The sequence below is a fragment of the Bradyrhizobium centrolobii genome (assembly GCF_001641635.1).
Taxonomy (GTDB): domain Bacteria; phylum Pseudomonadota; class Alphaproteobacteria; order Rhizobiales; family Xanthobacteraceae; genus Bradyrhizobium; species Bradyrhizobium centrolobii.
Map to the genome: position 1 here is coordinate 27,646 of NZ_LUUB01000121.1, position 23,512 is coordinate 51,157.

A 23,512-nucleotide genomic window follows, 5' to 3' on the forward strand; every position below is an offset into this window, starting at 1 on the left:
CCCGCCGATGCCGTCGCCTTCTGCGCCGATCTCGTGCGCAGCCACGACTTTCCGCGCTATGCCGCAACCCTGTTCGTGCCCGCCGCCGAGCGCCGCGCGCTGCTCGCCCTTTACGCCTTCAATGTTGAAATCGTCCGCGTTCGCGATCAGGTGACCCAGCCCTTGCCCGGCGAGATCCGCCTGCAATGGTGGACCGACATGCTCTCGGGCCATGCCCATGGCGGCGCCGAAGGCAACCCGGTGGCGGCGGAGCTCTTGCGCGCGATCCGCGATTTCGATCTGCCGGTCGAGCCGCTGTCGCTGCTCGTCGACGAACACCGGTTCGACCTCTACAACGATCCGATGCCGACCATGGCGGCGCTGGAAGGCTATCTGGGGGCGACCTGTTCGGCGCTGCTCGCGCTCGCGGGTGGGATCATGGCGCCGCTTTCGGGGACGATCGAGCACCTCGCAAGACATGCGGGCCTCGCCCAGGGCATCGTGCAGGTCGTCGCCAACCTGCCGCGCGACTCTGCGCGCAGGCAATTGTTTCTGCCGCAGCAGATTCTGGAAAGCCACGGCTGCCGCATGGAAGACGTGTTCGCCGGCAAGGACACGTCCGGCCTGCGTGCCGCCCTGGACCAACTCATGAACGAAGCGCGGCACCATCTCGCAACTTCCACCTCGCTGCTGGCGGAGATGCCGGCATCGGCACGATCAGCGTTTCTGCCGCTGAGCCAGGCGCGTGCCGACCTGAGGCGGCTGTCGCGGGCGGACCGCAATCCCTTCACGCCGGAGCCATCGTCGCGGTTGCGTACGCTATGGACGCTGTGGCGGGCGTCGCGGTCACGGGAATTTACCAAATAGGGCTTGGCTTATCGCTTGGATGGGCCAAATACTCTATGCTGTCCCATGGCCGACTTGTCCCAAACCACCGCCACGACGCTCGATCTGACCGATCTTCCGGTTGCGCCGGCCGATATCCGCGCGGCGGCCGACACCGTCCGGGGCGCCATCGTCGAAACGCCCTGTAGCTATAGCCGCACGCTAAGCAGCATCTGCGGCTGCGACATCTGGCTGAAATTCGAGAACCTTCAGTTCACCTCCTCGTTCAAGGAGCGCGGCGCTCTCAACCGGCTCACCGCGCTGACGCCGGAGGAGCGTACGCGCGGTGTGATCGCCATGTCGGCGGGAAACCACGCGCAGGGCGTCGCCTATCATGCGAAGCGGCTCGGCATTCCCGCCACCATCGTCATGCCGGTCGGCACGCCGATGGTGAAGGTCGAGAACACCAGGCACCATGGTGCCGAGGTGATCGTGACGGGCGCGACGCTTGAGGAAGCCGCCGCGTTTGCGCGCGCCCATGGCGAGGCCCGCGGCATGATCTTCGTTCACCCCTATGACGACCCGCTTGTCATCGCGGGGCAGGGCACGGTCGGGCTGGAGATGCTAAAGGCCGTGCCGGAGCTGGATACGCTGGTCGTCCCGATCGGCGGCGGCGGCCTGATCAGCGGCATTGCCATTGCCGCGAAGTCGCTGAAGCCGTCATTGCGGATATTGGGCGTCGAAGCCTGGCTCTATCCCTCGATGTACAACGCCATCCATGACGGCAATCTGCCGGCACGCGGCGATACGTTGGCCGAAGGCATCGCGGTGAAATCACCCGGCAAGATCACCACCGAAATCGTCCGTCGCCTCGTCGACGATATTGCGCTGGTGAACGAAGCCGAGCTCGAGCGCGCAGTCGCGACCCTGATCTCGATCGAGAAGACGGTCGTCGAGGGCGCCGGCGCCGCGGGCCTTGCCGCGATCATGTCCGATCCGTCCCGCTTTGCCGGCCAGAAGGTTGGCCTCGTCCTGAGCGGCGGCAACGTCGACACGCGGCTGATCGCGTCCGTCCTGACCCGGGAGCTCGCGCGCGAGGGACGGCTGACCCAGTTGTCGCTCGATATCCCGGACCGGCCGGGCCAGCTGGCCGCGGTCGCGGCGCTGCTTGCGGAAGCAGGCGCCAACATCATCGAAGTCTCGCACCAGCGGACATTCTCCGACCTGCCGGCCAAGGCGACGCTGCTGCAACTGGTCATCGAGACCCGCGACAGCGCGCATCTCGACGAGGTCATGGCGAAGCTCAGCGCATCCGGCTTGAGCGCGCGCTGCACCTGAGCGGCGGGTGTGCTTCCGGAACCTTGACGGTGCGGGCCGGAACTTGGCTGAGCCCGGTATCTGGGAAGGCGCGGAATGACCGGGCGGATATGGAAGACCATCCCGGGCACTTGATCCAGATCAATCGGGGTTTCGATAGATCAGCGATTGTGAGCAGAGGTCGCGGACTGAGCCCAGGTCAAGGTGGGGGGCGCGGAGCGACAAGACATGCCGCTGACGGCATACTTCTGGAAGATTGGCGCAGTATTGCTTGCGCTGTTGTTTGTTGCGGACTTCTGCCTGCCCAAGTTGCCGATCACTGTGAACGGCGCTGCAGACCGTCCCGCCATACGTATTCACTCGGACCAGAAATGGCCCGAGCGCGTGGTTCTAGATACAAATTCGCCGCCGGTGGTCGCTCCCGAGGCTGTGGCCACGAACATCGAAACGGCTGCTCCGCCTGTCCTCACAAGACCATCTGCAACCAAGAGTGACCGTTCTTCGACCGCCGACGCCTTGGCGCTGCTGCCGCGCCCGGGCTCCCGCTCGGCGGAATCCACTGATCACAAGCAGCAACGCAGATCACATCATGTCTCGACGCGGACCAAAGGGCATGTGACGCCGCGGCCGATTCCTGCGGTTCCGCAAACGCAGTTCGCCTGGTTCGGTTTCAGGTACTGGTGATGAGAGGAGCGCGGCGCTCAAGGCGAGGGAGGCGGCTTGAGACCCCCTGTGGCAGCGGAGGCGACGAGCGTGACGGGCCAGCAGCTGGGCAGCCTGCCCGAGCAGATAGCCCCCGCTAGGCTTGAGACGGACCGAGGCGCCGGAAATGAAGCCATTGGATGCTCGCCGGGTGAACCGGCTTGTGTCGATTTGACCCGTATGAAAATGGTAACAAGCGGCACGTCGTGCCTGCGCTCGGCGCCATCATCCTCGAAGTGGCAGCAATAACATCTGCACGTCGCGGTCCGCGAAATCTTACGGTTGGAACAAAGTCGCGAATTTTCGTCATCTCTTGGTATTGCATTCCAATTTGGATGGCTGCCGTCGGGCATTTTGAGAAATCCGCCGACTTCGAACGCGATATGTTCTGGGGTCTGGAAAGCCGATCATGCAGCAGAAAGCACAGTCGTCACGATCAAGCGTGCCGCACAAGATTGACCTTGCACGGCGCATCGACCTTACAACGCTGCGGTTGTTCATCGCCATTTGCGAAGAAGGCAATCTGACGCGTGCCTCGCAAAGAGAGGCTATTGCGCCTTCCGCGGTCAGCAAACGCATGCATGATCTCGAAGAGGTGCTCGAGGTCGCCTTGTTCGAGCGGCATCCAAACGGGATGGCGCTGACGCCGGCGGGCGAATCTCTTCTGCACCATGCGCGGGTCACGCTGCTCAACGTCGAGAAGATCGCGGTCGACATGGCCGAGCACGCGCGCGGGGTGCGCGGTCATGTGCGCATGCTGGCCAATCTATCGTCGATCGTCGAATTCCTGCCGGACGATCTGCCGGGATTCTTCCACTCGCACGAGCTGGTGCGCCTCGATTTGCAGGAACGTCCCAGCGCCGAGGTTGTTCGTGGCGTCGAGGAGGGAGTCGCGGACATCGGCATCTGCTCGGCGGACGTTTCGACCCGCGCCCTGGAGCGGTTCTCCTATCGAAGGGACCGCCTTGTCATCGTGGTGAGGTCCGATCATCCTCTGTCGGGCGCAACGGATGTCTCCTTCGCCGACACGCTGGACTACGATCACGTCGGCCTGTTTGCGACGAGCTCGATCTATCTCCGCTCGCAATACACCGCGCAGCAGATCGGAAAGTCGATCCGGTTGCGGGTTCATGTCCCGGGCTTTGATGCGGTCTGCCGCATGGTGCAGGCCGGCATGGGAATTGGTTTGATTCCCGATCGCGCATTTGAAGTCCTCAGTCACGGCATGGATTTGTCGGCCGTCGAGTTGAGCGACGGCTGGGCCGATCGCGAGCTGGTCCTGGTTGCGCGGGATCCCGCAGGCCTGTCGGCAACGAGCCAGTTGATGCTGGAACACCTGCGATTTCCCCGGAGCAGGGCCCACTGACGCGAGCTCTGATGACGTTCGTCATCCGCGAATGCCCGTTCATCAAACGATATTGGACTTAATACCCCCGGCTCGGCGACACCTCGACGAAACAGCATGTCGAGGAGCGCCAGACCGTGGATGGTCCACTATCCGGAATTCGAGTCGTCGAACTCGGAACTTTGATTGCTGCGCCTTTTGCCGCGCGGCTGCTTGCCGAATTCGGCGCCGACGTCATCAAGATCGAGCAGCCCGGCAGCGGAGATCCGCTGCGCAGATGGCGGAAGCTGCATCAGGGAACGTCGCTCTGGTGGTATCTGCAATCGCGGAACAAGAAGTCGATCGCGATCGATCTGAAGTCGCCGGATGGCCGCGACGTGGCCCTGCGCCTGGCAGCACAGGCCGATGTCGTGATCGAGAATTTCAAGCCGGGCAGCCTCGAGAAGCTCGGTCTCGGCTGGGACGTGCTGTCCGAACTCAATCCGAACCTCACCTTGGTGCGCATCTCCGGCTACGGCCAGACCGGCCCTTATCGCGACAGGTCCGGGTTCGGCGCGATCGGCGAGGCCATGGGCGGATTGCGCTTCACGACGGGCGATCCGGACAGCCCGCCGGCCCGGGTCGGCATCAGCATCGGCGATAGCCTCGCGTCTCTCCATGGCGTGATTGGAGCCCTGATTTCACTGCTCCGGGTCAAGACCGGTCAGGGAAGGGGGCAGGTCGTCGACGTCTCGCTCTACGAGAGCGTGTTCAATCTGATGGAGAGCCTCGTCCCTGAATATGATCTCATGGGTCATGTCAGGACCCGCACCGGCGGGGCGTTGCCGGGCATCAGCCCCTCCAACACCTATCCGAGTTCCGACGGGCGCCATGTCGTCATCGCCGGCAACAGCGATGCGATATTCAAGCGTCTGATGCAGGTCATCGGCCGGCCGGATCTCGCTGACAATCCGGCGTTTACCAGCAACGACGGACGCGTCCGCAACAATGCGCTGCTCGATGCCGCCATCACCACATGGACCTCGGAGCGGACGATGGATGAGATCCTCTCTCTCCTCGATGCTGCCGACGTTCCCGCCGGTCGAATCTATTCGGTCGCCGACATTGTCGACGACCCGCACTACGCCGCCCGAGACATGATCCTGGCGACCGAATTGCCGGGTGATGTCACCGTGAAGATGCCGGGCATCGCGCCCAAGCTCTCCGACACGCCCGGCGGCATCAGGTGGCCGGGCCCGACGCTTGGCCAACACACCGATGAGGTGTTGACCGGGCTCGGCCTCCAGGAGGCGGATATTGCGCAGCTACGCCGGATCGGAGCTGTGCAATGAGAACCGCGCCGCTTGATATCATGATCCAGGAAGTCGCACCGCGGGACGGCCTGCAAATCGAGCCGAAATGGGTTGAAACCGGCGACAAGATCCGGCTGATCAATTCATTGTCCACGATCGGCTTTGGCCGCATCGAGGTTTCGTCGTTCGTTTCTCCAACGGCCGTGCCCTCGCTGCGAGACGCGGCGGAGGTCTTCGCCGGGATCGAGCGGCGCCCCGGCACGATCTACACGGCGCTCGTTCCGAACCGGCGGGGCGCCGAGCGAGCGCTGGCGGCGCGCGCCGACGAGCTGAATTTCGTGATGTCGGCGAGCGAAACGCACCACCGTGCCAACATGAACATGACGCACGCGGACTCACTCGCGTCGCTCGCCGAGATCGTGAAGCCGGCTCATGAGGTCGGTGCCTTGGTCAATGCCACCGTCGCCACAGCGTTCGGCTGTCCATTCGAGGGCGTGCAGCCCTTCAAGAAGGTATTGGACATCATCAAGCGTTATCTCGATCTCGGGGTCGATGGCATAACCCTCGCCGATACGACGGGCATGGCCAATCCCAACCAGGTCTCGCAACTGGTGGCCAAGACCTTGATAGTGCTTCCGGCGGATCAGCTCACGCTCCACTTCCACAACACCCGAGGTCTTGGGCTGGTGAATGCTCTCTCGGCCTATGACACCGGCGCGCGTCGCTTCGACGCGGCACTGGGCGGCCTCGGCGGATGTCCATTCGCTCCCGGCGCGACCGGCAATGTCTGCACCGAGGACCTGGTCAATCTCTGTCACGAAATCGGTCTGACGACCGGCCTCGATCTCCAGCGCTTGATCGATCTCTCATTCCGACTGCCCGGACTCGTCGGACATGAGGTGCCCGGACAGGTCGCAAAGGCCGGCCGTCCTCTGGATCTGCATCCCATTCCAGAACGCTTGCGACGCTCGGTCTGAGCGATCCGCAATCAAAATCCCAAAGAACATATCGGAGGAAATCATGACCATAACAATGGCGACCGCTGTGGATCTCGATACTGACATCAACGAGCAGAAAGTCATTAGGAGGATTGCGTGGCGGCTGATGCCGCTGATCATCGTCTGCTACTTTTTCGCGTTCTTCGATCGCGTCAACATCAGCTTTGCCAAGGCGGCGCTGCAGGCGGATCTCGGCCTGAGCAATACAGCCTATGGATTTGGCGCGAGCCTGTTCGTCGTCGGCTATGTCCTCCTGGAGGTGCCGAGCAACATGCTGCTGTACCGCTTCGGCGCGCGGCGCTGGATCGCCCGCATCATGATCTCGTGGGGATTGGCGACCGCGGCCATGATCTTCGTCCGAAGCGAATGGCAGTTCTATGCACTGCGCTTCGTGATCGGCGCCATGGAGGCCGGATTTGCTCCCGGCATCCTCTACTATCTGACGCTCTGGTTTCCCAAGTCGCATCGCGGCCGCATGACCTCGGTCTTCTTTCTTGCGACCGCATTCTCCGGGATCATCGGCGCGCCGATCTCCGGTCTCATTCTCAACTATCTGCACGGGCTGCACGGCCTGGCCGGCTGGCAATGGTTGTTCCTGGCTGGCGGCATCCCATGCGTCGCTCTGGGGGTGGTCGTTCTGCTTCGCCTCGACGATGGTATCGAGCAGGCCGAATGGCTGAGCGGCGAGGAGCGTCGCCTCATCTCGGTCCGGCTGGATCGCCAGAACAGCGGGATCGGCGAGCATTCGGCATGGCGATCGTTGCTGATGCCTGGCGTGCTGCTGCTCGGATTCATCTACTTCCTGATCCAGATCGCGTCTTACGGACTCAACTTCTGGGCACCGGATCTCATCAAGGCGGCGGGGGGCGGGAGCGCGGCCGCAATCGGCTTCCTGACCGCCGTCCCTTACATCTGTGGCGCCATCACCATGCTGGCAGTCGGGCGAATGTCCGACGCGTCAGGCGAACGACCGAAGTTTGTCGCTGGATTGGTCCTTGCCGCGGCGCTCGGATTTTTTGCCACCGGCGCATTCGACAAGAATGTCGTCACCCTGGTTGCTGCGCTTGCCATTCTCGGAGGCGGCGTCGTTGCGGCCATCCCGACTTTTTGGACGCTTCCCCCAAAGATCCTCGCGGGCGCGGGCGCTGCGAGTGGAATCGCGCTCATCAATACGTTGGGCCAACTCGGCGGCATTGTGAGCCCGGTCATGGTCGGTTCGGTCAAGGATTGGACCGGCAGCAGCACGCCGGCGCTCTACGTGATCGGCACGCTGTGCGTGCTCTGCGCGCTGCTTCTGCTGACCGTGCTTCCGCGTGGCTTGAAAGCCAACGACCTGCCGGAACCCGGATAGCAGCGGCGGCTAGAAGTTGCGCCATCAAGCGTGGGCGTTCGAGGCTGAGCCTGGAACGTCCGCTTTTGTTTCACGGCAGGCCGTGAAACTGCGGCAAGTTGACCATCTGGGGTGACATCGAGGCGAGGGGGATTCTATGCTGGCGCGCGCATGGGGAATGGGCGCGATCTGGCTTGGAACTGAGAAGGACCCGCGATGACGAAGAACACGATCTGCCTCTGGTACGACAAGGACGCCGAAGCTGCTGCACGTTTCTATGCCGAGACGTTCCCCGACAGTGCAGTGCACGCCGTCCACCGCGCGCCCAGTGATTATCCATCCGGCAATGCGGGTGATGTGCTGACCGTCGAATTCACGGTTGCCGGCGTCGCGTGTCTCGGCCTCAATGGCGGTCCCGTGTTCAAGCACAATGAGGCCTTCTCGTTCCAGATCGCCACCGACGATCAGGACGAGACCGATCGCTATTGGAATGCCATCGTCGGCAATGGCGGGCAGGAAAGCGCGTGCGGCTGGTGCAAGGACAAATGGGGCATTTCCTGGCAGATCACGCCGCGCGTGCTCACCGAGGCGCTGGCGGCTGGCGGTGCCGAAGCAAAGCGCGCGTTCGAAGCCATGATGGGCATGACAAAAATCGACGTCGCCGCGATCAAGGCGGCGCGTCGTGGCTGACGTCGCGCTAGCGAGCGCTTTGTTTGCAACGCCGATCGAGACGGTGCGCAAACGATCGAGCGCTCCGTCCTACCACCAGCTCCGTTGCATCGGTTGCGGTTGCATCGGTTGATAGTACTGGTACTGGCCGCGACGGCGGACAGGTTGCGGGTTCGGATCGCGCTGCTGGAAGAAGAAGCCGAAGCCGCCGTTGTCCCCCCAGCTGTCATCGCTCGCAACGGCCATCGGGACCGTCGGCTTGCGCGTGATGAAGCCGCCTTGAGGCTGGTTGTTCAGCACTGCGACGAACTCGGTGCGATAGTTGGTCTCTTTGCTCAGCGGCTCGTCCGAGATGATGATCGACGATCGCGGCACAGCGGTCGGCGCGATGCGATTGAGTATGTCCTGCGGAATGGTGATCCGGTCGAGCGCGTCCTTGGCATCGTCGCCATTGTCGATCGTGACCACGGTCCAGTGCAGGCCCGCGTCGTTCTTCGCCATCGCCGTGAACACATGCGTCCCGATTGGCATATCGGGATTGCGGATCGTGACCGGAACCTCGATGCTCGTATCGAACACCTCGCCGCCGCCGTCCGGCGCCGGCTTATGCGTGTTTCGCCGCACGTAGAGCTTCTGCGTCGCGCGGCTGATGTAGACCGAGACCGGCTCGAGCGCGAGCTTCGCCTCGGTCGCCGCCTTGACGGCGTCGGCCTTTTTGGCTGCCGCCGCCTTGGCGGCGTCCTTGGTGGCGGCGACGGCGTCGCGCTTCGGCTGTGCGTCGGCCTTCGCGGTGTCGAGCTGCGTTGCCGCGTCCGCAGCTTTGGTAGCGGCCTTCTGCTTCAACTCCTCGGCCTTGGCCCGGGCCTGATCGGTCTTTGCGGCGGCGAGCGACTTGTCGGCGAACGCGAGTTCGGCGTCGGCGCGGGCCTTCTGCTGTTCCAGCCTGCGCAGCGACGCCGGGAGCGACGCGGCCTCTTTCGCTGCCACCGCAGCAGCCTTCTTGGTCTCGTCGGCGGCCCTGATGGCCTCCTCGGCCTCGGCGGAGAGCTTGTCGGCGCGGGCCGGCACCGCCGCGATAGCCTCCTTCCTCGGCACGAACAGCGAGGGATGAGAGAAATCGACCGGAGCCGCGTCGTTCGGCGAGATGATCACCCGCATCCCGATATTCGTCTTGTCGAACAGATCTTCCGCAAAGCCGTAGGGCATCCGCACGCAGCCGTGTGAGGCCGCATAGCCGGGCAGGGGCCCGCCATGTAGCGCGATGCCGTTCCAGGTGATGCGCTGCATGTTCGGCATCCAGGCATCGTCATACATGGTCGAGTGGTGGTCCTTGTCCTTCTCGATGACGGCGAAGACGCCAGCCGGCGTCTCGCGGCCGGTCGTGCCGGTGGACACCGGGGCGCGCAGGATCCAGCCTTCGGCGTCGTAGAAGGTGACCTGCTGACTCTTGATCGAGACGATCGCCATGATCGGCTCGCCGGCCTCGCGCGGCGCCGTCGCCTCGACGGCGGGGCGCGCCTGCTTGGCCGCGGCGTCTGCGGTCAGCGCCGTCAGTGCGGCCATCGCCGCGAGCGTGACAATGCTGGGAGGCCCCCAACGCCGCATCGCCAGGCTGGACTGCGCCACCGTCAAACGTTTCACCATGCCATGCCTCGGTCGAATGCCCGTCCGTGCCTACGTTGCGATACTTGGATTAACGAACCGCCATCAACGCCGCCAGTTCGCTTCTGAGGACATTCCGGTGGCAAACCCCTCATATATGACCGCTTGCGTCGGAGGAAGAGTGGCTCGCACCTGAAGCTGGCTCGACGCTGACGGTCGATTTGCCGCAGGTGGTCTTTTCGCTATGCAGCGCGTCCGGTGCCGGTTTCGCCTCAAATGCAGAGGCTGAGCAGCTTGATGTGGCAGTCGTTCGATTTGGTTCGGCCTGACGGAGCGGCGACTTCACGCTTCACGGCAACAAGCGGCTCCTTGTCCTTCTTGCCCTTGCCCGGCTTCGGCTCGTAATCGCCTGCGATCACCATGGCCCAATAGGTGCGCTTGCCGCTGGCATTCCGGGCGCTCGCGATCCCGACCCGGGAGGCGTTGTGTAGCAGCAGGTTCTTGCGGTGCCCGGAGGAGTCGATCCACTGGCCGAGCGTCTTCTCGAAATTGTCATAACCGTAGGCGATGTTCTCAGCGGCGCGGCCCGCCCGTGCCGGCGCGATCCGCCTCGTGAACGGGCCGAGCGTCTCGTGGCTGAGATCATCCTTTGCTGCCATCGCGCGCGCCTGCTCCAGCGCAATCCGGTCGAGGGTTCCATCGCGCACGACGCGACCCTCACCATGCTTGACGCGGAAATTGGAGATCTGTTCGGCCGCGGACTCCGCGGCCACGGGCGTGGCTGCCAACAGCAGAAGGCCGGCGACCATTCCGCCAGCCACACGACGCCTGATCGCCCCCCAGGTGCTCATTCCCCCACCAACCACCGCGATATCTGGTTCCCTTGTCTATCGGCAATGTGGACGCATCAAGGCGCGATCCCCGCTAGCTCGTCGGTAGGTCCGCCTCGAAGTTGAAGCGGTCACGCAGGTTTTTGCGCTGCTCCAGGATGTCCTTCAGGAAGGCGCGGTCCTGATCGTTCTTCATCATCGGTTCGATCAGGTCGAGCTGGTTCATGGCGACCAGCTGCAGGATCTCGGTGCGCGGCTTGCCGCTGGTATCGCGCGGCAGCGCGTGCACCACCTGGATGTGCTCCGGTGGCTTCGGTCCCTTCGCCGCAGTGAGTTCGTTGCGGAGCTGGCCTTCGAGCGCGGCCTGATCCGCCTCGACGAAGGCATAAAGCCCAACGCCGGAGCGGCGGTCGGCGAATGCGACGATGGCGGTGTCGCGCACGGCCGGATTCTTGCGGATCAGGTCGGCCAGCACCGGCGCGTCGTTGACGAGCCGGCGGCCGCCGCCTTCGCGGTCGGTGAAGTTGAACAGGCCGCGCGTGATCGCGCGATAGACCTTCTTGCCGGTGGCAAGCCACAGGCTCGCTGCGAAGGATTTCTTCGCCAGGATCTTCCGCTCCCGCGGCGTCAGGGCCTGCGGCGCATAGGAGCGCTTATGCTTGAGCAGATGACGCAGGTCTTCATAGGCGAGGATGCGATAGAGGCGCCCGCGACGCTCGAAACAGGCTGCGAGCTGGAAGTCGGTGACATAGGCACGCCCGTCGCGCCCCACCAGCCAGTTCTGCTCCTTGGCGAGGTCGTTGTGGCAGATGCCGGCGCGGCGCAGCCGGCGCAGCGCCGCCTTGGCTGAGCGAAAATAAGTGAGGTCGCCATGCGGTTTCGCCAGATGCAGTGCGACGCCGTCGACGAAGCCGCGGACGAGGGCGCGGCGACCGGCCCATAAGAGCTCGGGGCCGACGTTCAGGCCCTTGGCTAGCGCCAGCGCATGCTTCTCGCGCGCGAACAGATGGCGCGCCAGCAGGTACGACCACCACGGCACCTCGTCGAGCCGGCGCAAGACCGCATCGACCTCGGCGCTGTCGCCGCGAAAGCGGCCGCGCTCGACGGTCGAGAACACGTCGCGCTTGAGCAACACGCCGTCAGTCCAGCGCGCCGAGAGCACCGCGGCGTCTTCTTTGGGGAGACTCATCGAAGGTTCACGCCGCTGCGGCAATGTGCAGGTGATCGGCGATCCAGCGATCGAGATCGGCCAGCGCCCGCGCACTCAACGCCTGTTTCTTGGCCACCGTCTTCTCGTTGCCGCGCAGGCGCGTGCCGTCGGGTTTCTTCGTCGGCGCGCGTGCGAGCGGCGGGAATAGGCCGAAATTGACGTTCATCGGCTGGAACGATCGCGTACCCGGCTCGATGGTCTCGATATGACCGCCGGTGATGTGGCCGAGCAGGGATCCCAGTGCCGTCGTGGCCGGCGGGCTCGCCAGTGTTTCGCCATGTGCATCCGCCGCCGCATAGAGGCCGGCGATCAGGCCGACGCTCGCGGACTCCACATAGCCTTCGCAGCCGGTCATCTGGCCGGCAAAGCGCAGCCGCGGCTGCGCGCGCAGGCGCAGCTGGCCGTCGAGCAGCTTTGGCGAGTTGAGGAAGGTGTTACGATGCAGGCCGCCGAGGCGGGCGAACTCAGCCTTCTCCAGGCCCGGAATGGCACGGAAGATGCGCTGCTGCTCGCCGTACTTCAATTTCGTCTGGAAGCCGACAATGTTGTAGAGCGTGCCGAGCCTGTTGTCCTGGCGAAGCTGCACGATCGCGTAGGGTTTTGTGGTGGGATCGTGCGGATTGGTGAGGCCGACCGGCTTCATCGGGCCGTGACGCAGCGTCTCGGGGCCGCGCTCCGCCATCACCTCGATCGGCAGGCAACCGTCGAAATAGGGCGTGTTGGTCTCCCACTCCTTGAATTCGGTCTTCTCGCCGTCGATGAGCGCCGCGACGAAGCCGTCATACTGCTCCTTGGTCATCGGGCAGTTGATGTAGTCGGCGCCGTTGCCGCCGGGACCGACCTTGTCGTAGCGCGACTGGAACCAGGCCACCGACATGTCGATGGATTCGCGGTGCACGATCGGCGCGATCGCATCGAAGAAGGCGAGCGCGTTCTCGTCGGTCAGTTCGCGGATGGCGTCGGCCAGCGGCGCGGAGGTGAGGGGGCCGGTGGCAACGATCACGTTGCCCCAATCGGCCGGCGGCAGGCCTGCCACCTCGCCGCGGGCAATCTCGATCAGGGGATGCTCGTTCAGCGCCTTGGTGACGGCGGCGGAAAAGCCGTCGCGATCGACCGCCAGCGCCCCGCCGGCGGGTACCTGGTTGGCATCGGCGGCGCGCATGATCAGCGAGCCGAGGCGGCGCATCTCCGCATGCAGCAGGCCGACCGCGTTGTTGGCGGCATCGTCGGAGCGGAACGAGTTGGAGCAGACGAGCTCGGCAAGCCCCTCGGTGCGATGCGCCTCGGTCATGCGGGTCGGCCGCATTTCGTGCAGCACCACGGGGATGCCGGATTTGGCGACCTGCCAGGCGGCCTCGGAGCCGGCAAGGCCCGCGCCGATCACGTGCACGGTGTTGGATTGGGATCCTGTCATGGGCGGGACAGGTAGCGCTTTTCGGCGGCCGTTGGAATCGCTGAGATCGAGTTTTCTGCCTTTCAGATACGACAACGCCCGCACGAGGCGGGCGCTATCGGTTCGTTCGGTAAGGGCTGAAACGGTGTCAGCCCTGATATTGACCGGCGGCAACGCGCGGGATGTCCGAGCGATCGAGGCCGATGTCGGCCAGTTCGCGATCGCTGAGCTGGGACAGCTCGGCAACATTGCGCTGATAATCCCGGAAAGCCTGGATCATGCGGATGAGCGAGAGCAGCATTGTAGTCTCCTGTAGTTCGATTCAGCCCTTGACCTGAGCGTCATCGTTGAAATGAATATAGATGGGCTTGCTGCAGTGCGGAAGTTCCGATGTTGCGATGCAGCTAAGCAAAGAACGCATAGCACAGGTAAGAGACGATTAACCTCTCGGCAGTCCTGGCCAGGGGGTGAGCGGAACATCCCGGGTTCGAGAATAAACTTCCGTGAAATCACGGAGTTATACTCAAATTTACGGTTCCCTCTCGGCGTGAAGTATTTCTCGTTTCTGTTATCCGCAAGAGAATTCGGCAGCTACTGGACCCAAGTCCGACATGCGCGAATCGCATAATCAGGGAACTTCTTTATAGATGAATTGAAATTCATTATTTTATGGAGGCTGATTAGCGGGGCCTGTCCGCCGTCTCGCGCAATCCAGGCCAGCAGCGGGCCTGCCCCCGGCGGCTATTGCCGCATCCCGCTAATCCAATGCCGGCCGCCCGCCCATTTGTCGCGGTGCACACGCCGAGCGTGTGAAGACCTGATTACAAAGTTGTAATGAAAATCAGAATTTCCGCATGCGGCTCTGCGCCGCGCGCAACATCACGCAATTCTCGCGGGGAATTTATTGCGGCAAGTTGCCGCGCCCGGAGAAAAGTGATGTCGCAGATTCGGCAATGTCGCTGGGTTTGTGTTCAAGAATAAGAGAAGGAAAGTAACATCATGACGAAGTTACTCGGGGTTATTGCAATTGCCGCCGTCGCGTTCGCCGTCGCGCCGGCCCAGGCCGCCAAGCACGCTGCCGGCGGCTGCAGCTCGGCCAATCTGGAGCACACGGAGACTGCGATCGAGAACATGCCCGACGGCGACAGCAAGATGGTTGCGCAGAAGGAGATCGCGGCCGCCCAGGACTCGCTGCTCAACGGCAAGATGGGTGCGTGCGGCGCGCACCTCAACAAGGCGATGCAAGCCACCACGGGTAAGTAAACGCTCAAAGAGGGCCGGTCGCGACGCGATCGGCCCTACGCGTTTTGTTCAGGACTTGTCTTTAGGGAGCGCGCGCGAGCTGGGTCGCGAAATAGGCGACCGTCTTGGCGTAGACTTCGCTCTTGTTCCACTGCTGTAGCACCGCGAAGTTCGGGCTGCCAGGTTCCCAGTCCTTGCCGCGCTGCCAGCCATAGCCGGCGAGATAATTGGCGGTGGAGGCGAGCACATCCGGCGCGTTATGCAGCAGATCGCGCTTCCCGTTGCCGTCGAAGTCGACGGCGTATTTTATCCAGGAGGACGGCATGAACTGGGTTTGGCCGATCTCGCCGGCCCAGGCGCCGCGCATTTCGTTCGGTGCCAGATCGCCGCGCTGGACGATGCGCAGCGCATCCATCAGCTCGCCGCGAAACTGCTCGGCGCGCCGGCAGTCATAGGCCAGCGTCGCCAGCGAGCGGATTGTCGGAAACTTGCCGGTGTTGACGCCGAAATCGGTCTCGAGTCCCCAGATTGCGACCAGCACCTCACCCTGCACGCCATAGGTTTGTTCGATGCGGGAGAGCACCGAGCCATATTGCTTCATCATGTTGGAGCCGCGCTGCAGGCGCGGCGGCACCATACGGCCGGAAAACTCTTCAAAGGACTGGCTGAAGACCTTTTGCGAGCGGTCGCGATTGAGCACGGCCTGATCGAGCGTCACGCCGGCAAGTCCCGCGGAGATCGCCTGCTGCGAGATGCCCTTGGCGGCGGCTTCGGTTTTGAAATCGGAAAGCCAGGCGTCGAAATTGCCCGAACCGCAGGCCGCCGCGGCGAGCGTGGGCTCAGTTGAGACGATTGACGCGGTGAGGGCGAAAGCTGCGAGAGCAAGACGAGAAATCGTCGGGGCCATTCGAATGAATCGATTCCGTAAAGTGGCATGACCGGCTGCGGGAATGTCGGTTGTAACCGCGGCCAAAGCAAGGCGTTTGAAGATGGTCCGATCCTGCCCGGGCCCGGGCAGGATCGGATGTTGCAGTATGTTACACTAAGCGTTCGTGTCATTCCGCCAGGGGAAGAGATTGGCGGGGAAGTCGGCCGCCGGCTTGCGCGGACGATGCGGCGGAGGCGGCACCGGCCGTGCGTCGGGATCGGAGACGATCACCTTGCGATAGAGATGCCAGGTGGCGTGGCCGAGCAAGGGAATTACTACGGCCAGACCGAGGAAGGCGGGGATCGTGCCGAGCGCCAGCAGCACCGCGACGATCAGGCCCCAGGTAGCCATCGGCACCGGGTTCTTGGCGACGACGCGAAGCGAGGTGACCATCGCGTCCAGTGCGCCGGCATGCCGGTCGAGCATTAGCGGGAACGACACGGCGCTGATGCAGAGCGCGGCCAGCGCGAACAGGAAGCCCACGCCGCAGCCGACCACGATCAGCCACCAGCCTTGCTGCGTCGTCAGCACACGTCTTGCGAAATCCGAGATTCCGGTCACGCCCTCATAGCCGAAGGCAGCAACATAGATCGCCTGCGCGGTCGCCACCCAGGTCACGAACAGCGCCAGCAGCAGCGCGCCGAGGCCGAGCATCGCACCGAAGGAGGGCGAGCGCAGCACCTCCATGGCATCCCAGGCGCTGGCCTCTTCACCGCGTTCGCGCCGGCTGCTGAGCTCATACAGGCCAAGGGCTGCGAAAGGGCCGATCAGGGCGAAGCCCGCGGCCAATGGAAACAGCAGCGGCAGGACCGAATAGCCCATCACCACGCGGGCGAGCACGAGGCCCAGCACCGGATAGATGACGCAGAGGATGATTGCGTGGCTCGGAACCGCCTTGAAATCCTCCCAGCCGCGCCTGAGCGCGTCGTGCAGGTCGGACAGTTGTATGGTTCGGATCACAGGTCCAGCCGCATCTGCGGTCTGGGCCATCGTGGGGACATTGCCCTGGTAGGATGTGGCCATTGTCGCTAGCTCCCTTGCCGAGCAGCCGAACGCGACGCCGGCAAACGGCGCAAGCGGCCGCTTTTCTTGAACTTTCGCGATCCCGACCCGACGCGAACTCCGGATGGCATCGCGAGCTGAACGTAAACGCTACTCCCAATTCCGAGTCCTGTCCCTCACGCTTGGGTGAAATTCGATGCCGCAGTGCAACCTCGAATATGTCATTCGGTCGTCATTTCGCCGCAGATAAGCTCATGCTGTCCCACTGCTTCGCAGCGGGCGCGACACAGAAACTTGGTTTATAAGTGCCACTCAGGGCCTTTCCAACGGATCCTTCTCGGGGAGCAGACATGAGCATTTTCGGAAAAATCATGGGCGCGATCTTCGGTGGCCATCCCGCTTCCGCCACGCCCGCAGACAGCGCACCTTCGGGCAGCGCACCCGCGCCGAGTGGATCGGCGCCGTCGTCTGCGCCCGCTGCCGCGCCCGCGCAGACAGTTGACGTCGCTGCGATTGTCGACAAGGCCGCCGCCGCCCACAAGGGCGAGAAGCTGGAATGGCGCACCTCGATCGTGGATCTGATGAAGGCGCTCGACATCGATTCCAGCCTGGCCGCACGCAAGGACCTTGCCAAGGAGCTCGGCTACACCGGCGACATGAACGACTCGGCCAGCATGAACGTCTGGCTGCATAAGCAGGTCATGTCCAAGCTCGCCGCCAATGGCGGCAAGCTGCCGCCCGAGATCAAGCACTAGGCGGCACCATCGTCGCAGCAAAAAGGGCTCGCGATCTCGCGGACCCTTTTTGCGTCAGGCGACGAGGTCGGCATCTTCCGGATGCCTCTCGAGATAGTCGACGACGAAGCCGCAGCCGGCGATCACCTTCTTGCCGTCGCTGCGGATCAATTCCAGCGCGCCCTTGATCAGTTCGGAGGCGATGCCGCGGCCACGCAGTGCATGCGGCGTCTCGGTGTGGGTGATGATCACCGCCGACGGCGTCGGGCGGTAGTTGGCGAAAGCGACCTCGCTTCCGATGTCGAGCTCGAAGCGGCTTCTGTCCTTGTTGTCGCGTACCGAAGCCGCCATGCGTGATCCTTCCGAAATGCCGATTGTCCCCTGATCTAGGCGTGTGAACCCGCCCTTGCCAAGCCGCGACCAAGGGAGGTTGCCGCAGGGGAGATATCTGAAAAATGCGTGTCCCGGTCAGCCTCATGGGATTGCTTGTCGCGCTCGTCTCGACGTCGCCGACGCCGGCGTCGGCCGAAGGTGGTCCGGCCTGGGAGGCGTGCGTGCGACTGTCCAGCACGCTGGATGAGCGGATCAAGGCCTGCTCGACCGTGATCGATACCAGGAGCGAGAGCGGCCGGAGGCTCGCCGGCGCCTATTGCAACCGCGGTCACGCCCTGACCGAGAAGCGCGAGCTCGACGCCGCGCTATCCGACCTCGACGAGGCGGTCAGGCTCGATCCGGCCTATGCCTGCGCATTCAACAATCGCGGCCGTGTCTTTTCCTTCAAGCGCGACTACGATCGCGCCATCGCCGACTACGACCAGGCCATCAAGCTCGATCCGTCGCTGGCACTGGCCCACAGCAACCGCGGCGAGTCCCGCTTCAACAAGGGTGACCTGGACGGCGCCTTGGCCGATTTCAGCACTGCGATCGAGCTCGATCCCAATTATGCGACGGCCTATGGCAATCGCGGCCTGGTCTACTACCGCAAACACGACATGACGCATGCGCTCGTCGACCTCACCATGCGGATCAAGCTGAGACCCGATCTGCTCGCCTATATCGATCGCGGCAACGTCTATCGCGACAGCGAGCCGCTTGACCGGGCCGCCGCCGACTATGGCGAGGCGATCCGGGTCGCGCCGACCGATGCGCGCGGCTGGCGCAACCGCGGCATGATCCGGCTCTACCAGGGCGACAACAAGGGCGGGCTCGCCGATTACGACAAGGCCTTGCAATACGATCCGTCCGACGTGTTCTCCTGGAACAATCGCGGCCAGGCCAAGATGAGGCTTGGCGACAAGCAGGGCGCGATTGCGGATTTCAGGAAAGCGCTGGAGCTGCGCCCCGGACTGCCGATCGCGCGCGAGGCGCTCCAGAAGCTTGGCGCCCTGTAGCTGCAATGCGGCATGATTCTTGATCAGCGAGCATCGCGCGGCGACCGCAAATAATCCTCGACACCGCTCTTGCAAGTTCCCCGGCGGTTCCCACGTCGTTGAGAGGACATACGCCCGAATGCGGCAGGCCAGGGTCGCTAGACATTCGGAGTGTCATGATCGCCAGCCGCCGACGTATGCCTCTGTTGTAGGAGGGTACGATGTCGGACTTTGGTTTCTTGAATACTCATCGAACATGGGAAGACTGGTGCGGGATGCTGCTCGGCGCGCTGATCGTCGCTTCGCCATGGTTTCCCATCCAGGATCAGCCGGCGATCCTCGGAGACCAGATGGTGATCCTGAATGCGGTCGCAATCGGCCTGGTCGTGTTTGGCCTCAGCCAGCTCGAATATGTCGCGCTGCAGCGCTGGCAAGAGGTGACGACGATCCTGGTCGGACTGTGGCTCATCGCCTCACCTTATGTCTTCGGCTATTCCAGTGAAGGCTTTCTCCGCCTCTACCACACGAGCCTCGGTGCGGTGGTGGTGCTCCTCGGCGTGCTCCAGCTGTGGCAGGACTGGGACCTGAACGACCAGGACATGCTCAGGCATGGGCAATAGGGCGTAGACGTCGGCAGGCCCGCCTGGCTACGAGCCGGCGGGCCTGTGCTCTCATCTCTTCACAAGATCCGCATAGTCCGGGTGCTTCTCGATCCACGCTTTCACGAACGGGCATTGCGCGATGACCTTCAGGCCCGCGGCGCGGACCGGGTCGAGCGCGCCCTTGACGAGTTTTGAGCCGCTGCCCTTGCCGCCGAGCTCGGACGGCACCTCGGTGTGGACGAAGGTGATGACGTCGCCGTCGAGCTTGTAATAGGTCGCGGCGAGGTGGCCTTCGACCGCGAGCTCATAGCGGTTATGGGCCTTGTTGTTGATGACGTCGCTCATGTCGTCTCCGGTCAGCTCTTCAGCGAGTCCGTCAGCATCTTGCGGATCGACCAGGCCTCGCCATCGGAGGAGCCCCTGATGTCGTCGATCTTCCAGCTGTTGGCCTCGCGCACGAAATCATAACGCACGATCTGGTCGGCGGGCTTGCGATCGTTGCGATGACCGGTGATGGTCACCGCGACCACGGCCTTGTCGGCCTCCATCCTCTCCGCGTCAACCTTGAATGATTTGACGTCCGGCTCCTGCGAATTGGTCACGGGATCGAAATCGACGGGACCGACGTCGCCCTTGGGCGTGTGCGCATCGGCCTTGGCCCACAGTGCGACCAGCGCTTTCGAGAGATATCTGGATTTGGCCGCCTTGTTCTCGATGACGAAGGCACCACCGCCATCGCCCTTGCCCTTGGCGGCGCGGGTGTAGATCGCGGTCAGGATCGCCGCGGGATCGGTCGGTGCGGGCGTCTGGGCGAGGGCCGGGCTGATGCCGGCGAGGAGGGAGGCGGCAATGAGGCTGCGACGGGTGAGCATGGAATTCCCTTGAGATGATGGCGCGCGATGATGAACCGGAACGGCCCTTGTCCGGCGCCTATCTCAGTAGACCGGCGTACGGACGGTTCGGTTCAATCGGCCGCTTTGGCGAGGCGCGCGTCTTCGGGCTGCTGCTGCGGGCGGAGGCAGCCCTGGCAGATGACGAGGGAGCGATTGACCCTGGCGTCCTGCTCGGCCTCGTTGCCGTCCTGTGCCTGCCACCATTCTTTTGAATAGGGCTGAAGTCCGGCTTGCGAGTTGTTGCGCTCGGATCGGGCAGCGGCGCGCATTGTGCGCGATGGCTCAGAACGCGGCTGATTGGGATCTTCGCCAGCGCCATCCCAGGCATAGCGCGCAGGCTCGAAGGCGGAATCCGGTGCGAGGCGGGCTTGCGGCGCCACGGCACATCCGGCAAGCGCCAGCGACAACAGGAGGACGGCGGGCGCTTTGACCATGATACGGCACTCTGTACGCAAGAACTGACTGAGGTTGCGCCGATCATGTTTAAAATTCCCTGAACGATCGCGGTCGCGGCGGCGACCAACGCGCGTGAGATATTTGATCCTCTTGTTCGCTCTGCTCGGAACATCCGTGTGCGCCGAAGATGCGAAACCGTTCAATCCCGCCGACTCTCCGCCCGAGGTGCAGAAGGCGTTGAGTTACGCCAATGAGGAATGCGACAGCCGGGGCGGCGGCGCGGTGACCTGCGCCGGACGCAGTGCGCAAGATCGATCTGACCGGCGAGGCCGCGACGATTACATCGTCGATTTCCGCGACACCAAATGCGGCGATCGCGAGACCACCTATTGCGGAACCGGCGGTTGCGTGCTGGACATCCTGGTGACGCTGCCCGATGGCAGTGTGCGCTGCGTACGTCCGCAACTATGAGGTCAAGGCAAAGCCGATGAAGCGCGGCGCCGCGCGCACCATCCGCTTCGATCTGCACGGGAGCTTTTGCGGCGGCTTCGGTGCCCAGGCCTGCTTCAAGGAAAAGGTCATCAAGGCGACGCCGTTCGAGTTCAAGAAGCCGTAAGGCAGGTGCGCGGCAGGTGGCCTTGCTACGCCGCGGGCGATGGCGATAAATGGGCTGCAAAGGGCGGGGCGCGTGCGCGCCGTCCGCCATCGAAGAGGAAGCCCGATGCAGCCCCTGCGCATGTCTCGCCGCGTCATGAATCTCGCTTACATGCTGACCCAGAATGCGCGGCGGTATGGCTCGCGCCCCGGCTTCGTGTGGGGCGACAAATCCTGGACCTGGCGCGAGATCGATGCACAGGTTTCCGCACTCGCCGCAGCGCTCGCCGCGCGCGGCATCGGGAAGGGCGACCGCATCCTCGTGCATTCCAAGAATGGCGACGAGATGTTCTTTTCGATGTTCGCGGCGTTTCGGCTCGGCGCGGTCTGGGTGCCCACCAATTTCCGCCTGATGCCGGACGAGGTCGCCTATCTCGCGCAAGCCTCCGGTGCGAAGGCGTTCCTGTGCCACGTCGACTTTCCGGAGCACGCTGCCGCCGTGAGCGGCGGCGCGCTGGAATTCACCTGGAGCATCGACGGCAAGGCCTCGTTCGGCGAACGGACGGTCGCCGACGCCATCGCCTCGCAGGCCGGCGCGAGGGTCGCGAATGTCGACGTCGAATACGACGATCCCTGCTGGTTCTTCTTCACTTCCGGCACCACCGGCCGGTCCAAGGCGGCCGTACTCACCCACGGGCAGATGGGTTTTGTGGTGACCAATCATCTCGCCGATCTCACGCCCGGCACGACGGAGCAGGATGCCTCGCTGGTGGTGGCGCCGCTGTCGCATGGCGCCGGCGTGCATCAGCTGATGCAGACCGCGCGGGGCGTGCGCACCGTGCTGCTGCCGACGGAAAAGTTCGACATCAACGAGGCGTTCCGCCTGATCGAGGCACATCGCGTCAGCAATCTCTTCACGGTGCCGACCATCCTGAAGATGATGGTCGAGCATCCCGCCGCCGACAAATACGATCATTCCTCGCTGCGCCAGGTGATCTACGCCGGCGCGCCGATGTATCGCGAGGACCAGAAGTCCGCACTGAGGAAGCTCGGCAAGGTCATCGTGCAGTATTTCGGCCTCGGCGAGGTCACCGGCAACATCACGGTGCTGCCGGCGGCGCTGCATGATTCCGAGGACGGCCCGCATGCGAAGATCGGCACCTGCGGCTTCGAGCGCACGGGCATGCAGGTCTCGATCCAGGACGACGAGGGCCGCGAGCTTGGGGCCAACCAGAGCGGCGAGATCTGCGTGATCGGGCCTGCGGTGTTCGCCGGCTACTACGACAATCCCGAGGCCAACGCGAAGGCGTTCCGTAACGGCTGGTTCCGCACCGGCGATCTCGGCCACATGGATGAGGAGGGCTTTGTCTACATCACCGGCCGCGCCTCCGACATGTACATCTCCGGCGGCTCCAACATCTATCCGCGCGAGATCGAGGAGAAGATCCTGACGCATCCGGCGGTCGGCGAGGTCGCAGTGCTCGGCGTGCCCGATCCGACCTGGGGCGAGGTCGGCGTTGCCGTCTGCGTCGCACGCGAGGGCGAGACGCCGGTGAACGAAGCGGAGATGGCGGCGTTCCTTAGCCCAAAGGTGCCGCGCTACAAGATGCCGAAGCGGTTCTTCTTCTGGGAGGCCCTGCCGAAGTCCGGCTATGGCAAGATTCCGAAGCGCATGGTCCGCGACGAACTCGAGGCGCGCGGGCTGCTCGATCTCGACAAGAAGCAGGCGGGTTGAGAGGGCGTCATGCGCAGCATCAAGCAGCCGGGGGCGCCGCTCGCCGAGCGCATCCAATGGGTGGAGGCGAGGGGGCGCGCCTTCTCGTTCAGGCTTGAAGCCGGTATGCCGCTGCTCGAAGCCGCGCGGCGTGGCTTTGCGGCGGAAGGCTTTGCCGGCGGCGTGCTGAATTTCAGGCGCGGCGCGCTCGGCCCGTTTGCCTACGTCATGCCGGCGCTGTCCAGGACGGATGAGAATGCCGCGTTCTACAGCGACACGTTCCGGCCCAAGGGCGTGACGTACACGAAGCTTGGCAGCATGACGCTCGGCCTGCGCGATGGCGCGCCGTTCTTTCATTGCCACGGGCTTTGGATCGAGGCCGACGGCCGCGCCAATGGCGGCCACATGCTGCCGGATGAGACGGTCGTGGCCGAGGCGTTCGAGGTCGAGGCCTTTGGCCTTGATGGCGCAATGTTCAAGGCGGAGCCCGATCCCGAGACCAACTTCAAGCTGTTCGGGCCGGTGGCTGTCGCGAGCGGCGGCGC

27 protein-coding genes are annotated in these 23,512 nt (G+C 63.8%); 16 read left to right on the top strand and 11 right to left on the bottom strand.

What is annotated here, in order from left to right; all coding sequences use genetic code 11:
- From AYJ54_RS43100 to AYJ54_RS43135, 8 genes are all read left to right on the top strand, one after another.
- Positions 1–846: phytoene/squalene synthase family protein (locus AYJ54_RS43100; RefSeq protein ID WP_245329309.1), on the top strand; the 846-nt coding region annotated here is incomplete at its 5' end.
- A gap of 45 nt (positions 847–891) precedes the next feature.
- Complete coding sequence (locus tag AYJ54_RS43105; protein WP_063708559.1) at positions 892–2,142, top strand: threonine ammonia-lyase; 1,251 nt, start codon at positions 892–894, stop codon at positions 2,140–2,142.
- A gap of 207 nt (positions 2,143–2,349) precedes the next feature.
- Positions 2,350–2,805 carry a hypothetical protein gene (locus tag AYJ54_RS43110; RefSeq protein WP_136624326.1) on the top strand — a complete coding sequence of 152 codons (456 nt, stop codon included), beginning with the start codon at positions 2,350–2,352 and terminating at the stop codon, positions 2,803–2,805.
- A gap of 427 nt (positions 2,806–3,232) precedes the next feature.
- A complete protein-coding gene (locus tag AYJ54_RS43115) occupies positions 3,233–4,189 on the top strand; it encodes a LysR family transcriptional regulator (protein ID WP_063708561.1) in 957 nt (318 codons plus the stop codon).
- 116 nt (positions 4,190–4,305) lie between these two features.
- Positions 4,306–5,499 carry a CaiB/BaiF CoA transferase family protein gene (locus AYJ54_RS43120; RefSeq protein ID WP_063708562.1) on the top strand — a complete coding sequence of 398 codons (1,194 nt, stop codon included), beginning with the start codon at positions 4,306–4,308 and terminating at the stop codon, positions 5,497–5,499.
- The gene (locus AYJ54_RS43125; protein ID WP_063708563.1) at positions 5,496–6,437 is read left to right on the top strand and encodes a hydroxymethylglutaryl-CoA lyase; all 942 of its coding nucleotides are present in this window, start codon (positions 5,496–5,498) and stop codon (positions 6,435–6,437) included. The genes AYJ54_RS43120 and AYJ54_RS43125 overlap by 4 nt, the downstream gene beginning before the upstream one ends.
- 43 nt (positions 6,438–6,480) lie before the next feature.
- Positions 6,481–7,809 (top strand): MFS transporter, encoded by a 1,329-nt coding sequence (locus tag AYJ54_RS43130; RefSeq protein WP_063708564.1) that lies wholly within the window; start codon positions 6,481–6,483, stop codon positions 7,807–7,809.
- Positions 7,810–8,004: 195 nt separating this feature from the next.
- A complete protein-coding gene (locus AYJ54_RS43135; protein ID WP_063708565.1) occupies positions 8,005–8,478 on the top strand; it encodes a VOC family protein in 474 nt (157 codons plus the stop codon).
- A gap of 69 nt (positions 8,479–8,547) precedes the next feature.
- On the opposite strand, the gene AYJ54_RS43140 is transcribed toward AYJ54_RS43135, so the two are convergent.
- The 5 genes from AYJ54_RS43140 to AYJ54_RS48560 form a co-directional block, all read right to left on the bottom strand.
- The gene (locus tag AYJ54_RS43140; RefSeq protein WP_063708566.1) at positions 8,548–10,101 is read right to left on the bottom strand and encodes a L,D-transpeptidase; all 1,554 of its coding nucleotides are present in this window, start codon (positions 10,099–10,101) and stop codon (positions 8,548–8,550) included.
- 230 nt (positions 10,102–10,331) lie between these two features.
- The gene (locus AYJ54_RS43145; protein WP_063708567.1) at positions 10,332–10,910 is read right to left on the bottom strand and encodes a CAP domain-containing protein; all 579 of its coding nucleotides are present in this window, start codon (positions 10,908–10,910) and stop codon (positions 10,332–10,334) included.
- Between the two features lie 73 nt (positions 10,911–10,983).
- Positions 10,984–12,078 (bottom strand): serine/threonine protein kinase, encoded by a 1,095-nt coding sequence (locus AYJ54_RS43150; protein ID WP_063708568.1) that lies wholly within the window; start codon positions 12,076–12,078, stop codon positions 10,984–10,986.
- A 7-nt stretch (positions 12,079–12,085) separates the two neighbouring features.
- Positions 12,086–13,513 carry a methylenetetrahydrofolate--tRNA-(uracil(54)-C(5))-methyltransferase (FADH(2)-oxidizing) TrmFO gene (gene trmFO, locus AYJ54_RS43155; RefSeq protein WP_063708569.1) on the bottom strand — a complete coding sequence of 476 codons (1,428 nt, stop codon included), beginning with the start codon at positions 13,511–13,513 and terminating at the stop codon, positions 12,086–12,088.
- A 127-nt stretch (positions 13,514–13,640) separates the two neighbouring features.
- The gene (locus AYJ54_RS48560; protein WP_007590701.1) at positions 13,641–13,793 is read right to left on the bottom strand and encodes a DUF1127 domain-containing protein; all 153 of its coding nucleotides are present in this window, start codon (positions 13,791–13,793) and stop codon (positions 13,641–13,643) included.
- Positions 13,794–14,491: 698 nt separating this feature from the next.
- On the opposite strand from AYJ54_RS48560, the gene AYJ54_RS43160 reads away from it, so the two are divergent.
- Positions 14,492–14,755 (top strand): hypothetical protein, encoded by a 264-nt coding sequence (locus tag AYJ54_RS43160; protein ID WP_063708570.1) that lies wholly within the window; start codon positions 14,492–14,494, stop codon positions 14,753–14,755.
- A 61-nt stretch (positions 14,756–14,816) separates the two neighbouring features.
- On the opposite strand, the gene AYJ54_RS43165 is transcribed toward AYJ54_RS43160, so the two are convergent.
- Both AYJ54_RS43165 and AYJ54_RS43170 read right to left on the bottom strand, forming a co-directional pair.
- Positions 14,817–15,641, bottom strand: a complete 825-nt coding sequence (locus tag AYJ54_RS43165) for a lytic murein transglycosylase (RefSeq protein ID WP_063708571.1) — start codon at positions 15,639–15,641, stop codon at positions 14,817–14,819.
- Positions 15,642–15,776: 135 nt separating this feature from the next.
- Positions 15,777–16,685, bottom strand: a complete 909-nt coding sequence (locus tag AYJ54_RS43170) for a DUF2189 domain-containing protein (RefSeq protein WP_063708572.1) — start codon at positions 16,683–16,685, stop codon at positions 15,777–15,779.
- Positions 16,686–17,014: 329 nt separating this feature from the next.
- On the opposite strand from AYJ54_RS43170, the gene AYJ54_RS43175 reads away from it, so the two are divergent.
- Entirely contained in the window at positions 17,015–17,419 is a 405-nt protein-coding gene (locus AYJ54_RS43175) for a DUF3597 domain-containing protein (protein ID WP_063708573.1), read from the top strand.
- A 54-nt stretch (positions 17,420–17,473) separates the two neighbouring features.
- Here AYJ54_RS43175 and AYJ54_RS43180 read toward each other — a convergent pair whose 3' ends face one another.
- Positions 17,474–17,749, bottom strand: coding sequence for a GNAT family N-acetyltransferase (locus AYJ54_RS43180; protein ID WP_063708574.1), 276 nt, complete (start codon positions 17,747–17,749; stop codon positions 17,474–17,476).
- Positions 17,750–17,853: 104 nt separating this feature from the next.
- Between AYJ54_RS43180 and AYJ54_RS43185 the strand changes: the two genes are divergently transcribed.
- Both AYJ54_RS43185 and AYJ54_RS43190 read left to right on the top strand, forming a co-directional pair.
- Positions 17,854–18,789: a tetratricopeptide repeat protein gene (locus AYJ54_RS43185; RefSeq protein WP_063708575.1), complete on the top strand. Its 936-nt coding sequence runs from the start codon at positions 17,854–17,856 to the stop codon at positions 18,787–18,789.
- Between the two features lie 200 nt (positions 18,790–18,989).
- A complete protein-coding gene (locus AYJ54_RS43190) occupies positions 18,990–19,388 on the top strand; it encodes an SPW repeat domain-containing protein (RefSeq protein WP_063708576.1) in 399 nt (132 codons plus the stop codon).
- A 51-nt stretch (positions 19,389–19,439) separates the two neighbouring features.
- Here AYJ54_RS43190 and AYJ54_RS43195 read toward each other — a convergent pair whose 3' ends face one another.
- The 3 genes from AYJ54_RS43195 to AYJ54_RS43205 form a co-directional block, all read right to left on the bottom strand.
- Positions 19,440–19,715, bottom strand: coding sequence for a GNAT family N-acetyltransferase (locus tag AYJ54_RS43195; protein ID WP_063708577.1), 276 nt, complete (start codon positions 19,713–19,715; stop codon positions 19,440–19,442).
- 11 nt (positions 19,716–19,726) lie between these two features.
- Positions 19,727–20,242, bottom strand: coding sequence for a DUF3828 domain-containing protein (locus AYJ54_RS43200; RefSeq protein ID WP_063708578.1), 516 nt, complete (start codon positions 20,240–20,242; stop codon positions 19,727–19,729).
- A 92-nt stretch (positions 20,243–20,334) separates the two neighbouring features.
- Complete coding sequence (locus tag AYJ54_RS43205; protein WP_063708579.1) at positions 20,335–20,697, bottom strand: hypothetical protein; 363 nt, start codon at positions 20,695–20,697, stop codon at positions 20,335–20,337.
- A gap of 136 nt (positions 20,698–20,833) precedes the next feature.
- Between AYJ54_RS43205 and AYJ54_RS53265 the strand changes: the two genes are divergently transcribed.
- The 4 genes from AYJ54_RS53265 to AYJ54_RS53270 form a co-directional block, all read left to right on the top strand.
- Positions 20,834–21,130 carry a hypothetical protein gene (locus tag AYJ54_RS53265; protein ID WP_245329310.1) on the top strand — a complete coding sequence of 99 codons (297 nt, stop codon included), beginning with the start codon at positions 20,834–20,836 and terminating at the stop codon, positions 21,128–21,130.
- Between the two features lie 16 nt (positions 21,131–21,146).
- The gene (locus AYJ54_RS53630) at positions 21,147–21,275 is read left to right on the top strand and encodes a hypothetical protein (RefSeq protein ID WP_283808773.1); all 129 of its coding nucleotides are present in this window, start codon (positions 21,147–21,149) and stop codon (positions 21,273–21,275) included.
- Between the two features lie 105 nt (positions 21,276–21,380).
- Positions 21,381–22,988, top strand: coding sequence for an acyl-CoA synthetase (locus AYJ54_RS43215; RefSeq protein WP_063708580.1), 1,608 nt, complete (start codon positions 21,381–21,383; stop codon positions 22,986–22,988).
- Between the two features lie 9 nt (positions 22,989–22,997).
- Positions 22,998–23,512 (top strand): PPC domain-containing DNA-binding protein (locus AYJ54_RS53270; RefSeq protein WP_488226338.1); only part of this gene is annotated, 515 nt, incomplete at its 3' end.

Coding starts and splice junctions, on each gene's coding strand:
- AYJ54_RS43105 (WP_063708559.1), top strand. CDS start 892: ATGGCCGACTTGTCCCAAACCACCGCCACGACGCTCGATCTGACCGAT.
- AYJ54_RS43110 (WP_136624326.1), top strand. CDS start 2,350: ATGCCGCTGACGGCATACTTCTGGAAGATTGGCGCAGTATTGCTTGCG.
- AYJ54_RS43115 (WP_063708561.1), top strand. CDS start 3,233: ATGCAGCAGAAAGCACAGTCGTCACGATCAAGCGTGCCGCACAAGATT.
- AYJ54_RS43125 (WP_063708563.1), top strand. CDS start 5,496: ATGAGAACCGCGCCGCTTGATATCATGATCCAGGAAGTCGCACCGCGG.
- AYJ54_RS43130 (WP_063708564.1), top strand. CDS start 6,481: ATGACCATAACAATGGCGACCGCTGTGGATCTCGATACTGACATCAAC.
- AYJ54_RS43135 (WP_063708565.1), top strand. CDS start 8,005: ATGACGAAGAACACGATCTGCCTCTGGTACGACAAGGACGCCGAAGCT.
- AYJ54_RS43140 (WP_063708566.1), bottom strand. CDS start 10,101: ATGGTGAAACGTTTGACGGTGGCGCAGTCCAGCCTGGCGATGCGGCGT.
- AYJ54_RS43145 (WP_063708567.1), bottom strand. CDS start 10,910: ATGAGCACCTGGGGGGCGATCAGGCGTCGTGTGGCTGGCGGAATGGTC.
- AYJ54_RS43150 (WP_063708568.1), bottom strand. CDS start 12,078: ATGAGTCTCCCCAAAGAAGACGCCGCGGTGCTCTCGGCGCGCTGGACT.
- trmFO (WP_063708569.1), bottom strand. CDS start 13,513: ATGACAGGATCCCAATCCAACACCGTGCACGTGATCGGCGCGGGCCTT.
- AYJ54_RS48560 (WP_007590701.1), bottom strand. CDS start 13,793: ATGCTGCTCTCGCTCATCCGCATGATCCAGGCTTTCCGGGATTATCAG.
- AYJ54_RS43160 (WP_063708570.1), top strand. CDS start 14,492: ATGACGAAGTTACTCGGGGTTATTGCAATTGCCGCCGTCGCGTTCGCC.
- AYJ54_RS43165 (WP_063708571.1), bottom strand. CDS start 15,641: ATGGCCCCGACGATTTCTCGTCTTGCTCTCGCAGCTTTCGCCCTCACC.
- AYJ54_RS43170 (WP_063708572.1), bottom strand. CDS start 16,685: ATGGCCACATCCTACCAGGGCAATGTCCCCACGATGGCCCAGACCGCA.
- AYJ54_RS43175 (WP_063708573.1), top strand. CDS start 17,015: ATGAGCATTTTCGGAAAAATCATGGGCGCGATCTTCGGTGGCCATCCC.
- AYJ54_RS43180 (WP_063708574.1), bottom strand. CDS start 17,749: ATGGCGGCTTCGGTACGCGACAACAAGGACAGAAGCCGCTTCGAGCTC.
- AYJ54_RS43185 (WP_063708575.1), top strand. CDS start 17,854: ATGCGTGTCCCGGTCAGCCTCATGGGATTGCTTGTCGCGCTCGTCTCG.
- AYJ54_RS43190 (WP_063708576.1), top strand. CDS start 18,990: ATGTCGGACTTTGGTTTCTTGAATACTCATCGAACATGGGAAGACTGG.
- AYJ54_RS43195 (WP_063708577.1), bottom strand. CDS start 19,715: ATGAGCGACGTCATCAACAACAAGGCCCATAACCGCTATGAGCTCGCG.
- AYJ54_RS43200 (WP_063708578.1), bottom strand. CDS start 20,242: ATGCTCACCCGTCGCAGCCTCATTGCCGCCTCCCTCCTCGCCGGCATC.
- AYJ54_RS43205 (WP_063708579.1), bottom strand. CDS start 20,697: ATGGTCAAAGCGCCCGCCGTCCTCCTGTTGTCGCTGGCGCTTGCCGGA.
- AYJ54_RS53630 (WP_283808773.1), top strand. CDS start 21,147: ATGAAGCGCGGCGCCGCGCGCACCATCCGCTTCGATCTGCACGGGAGC.
- AYJ54_RS43215 (WP_063708580.1), top strand. CDS start 21,381: ATGCAGCCCCTGCGCATGTCTCGCCGCGTCATGAATCTCGCTTACATG.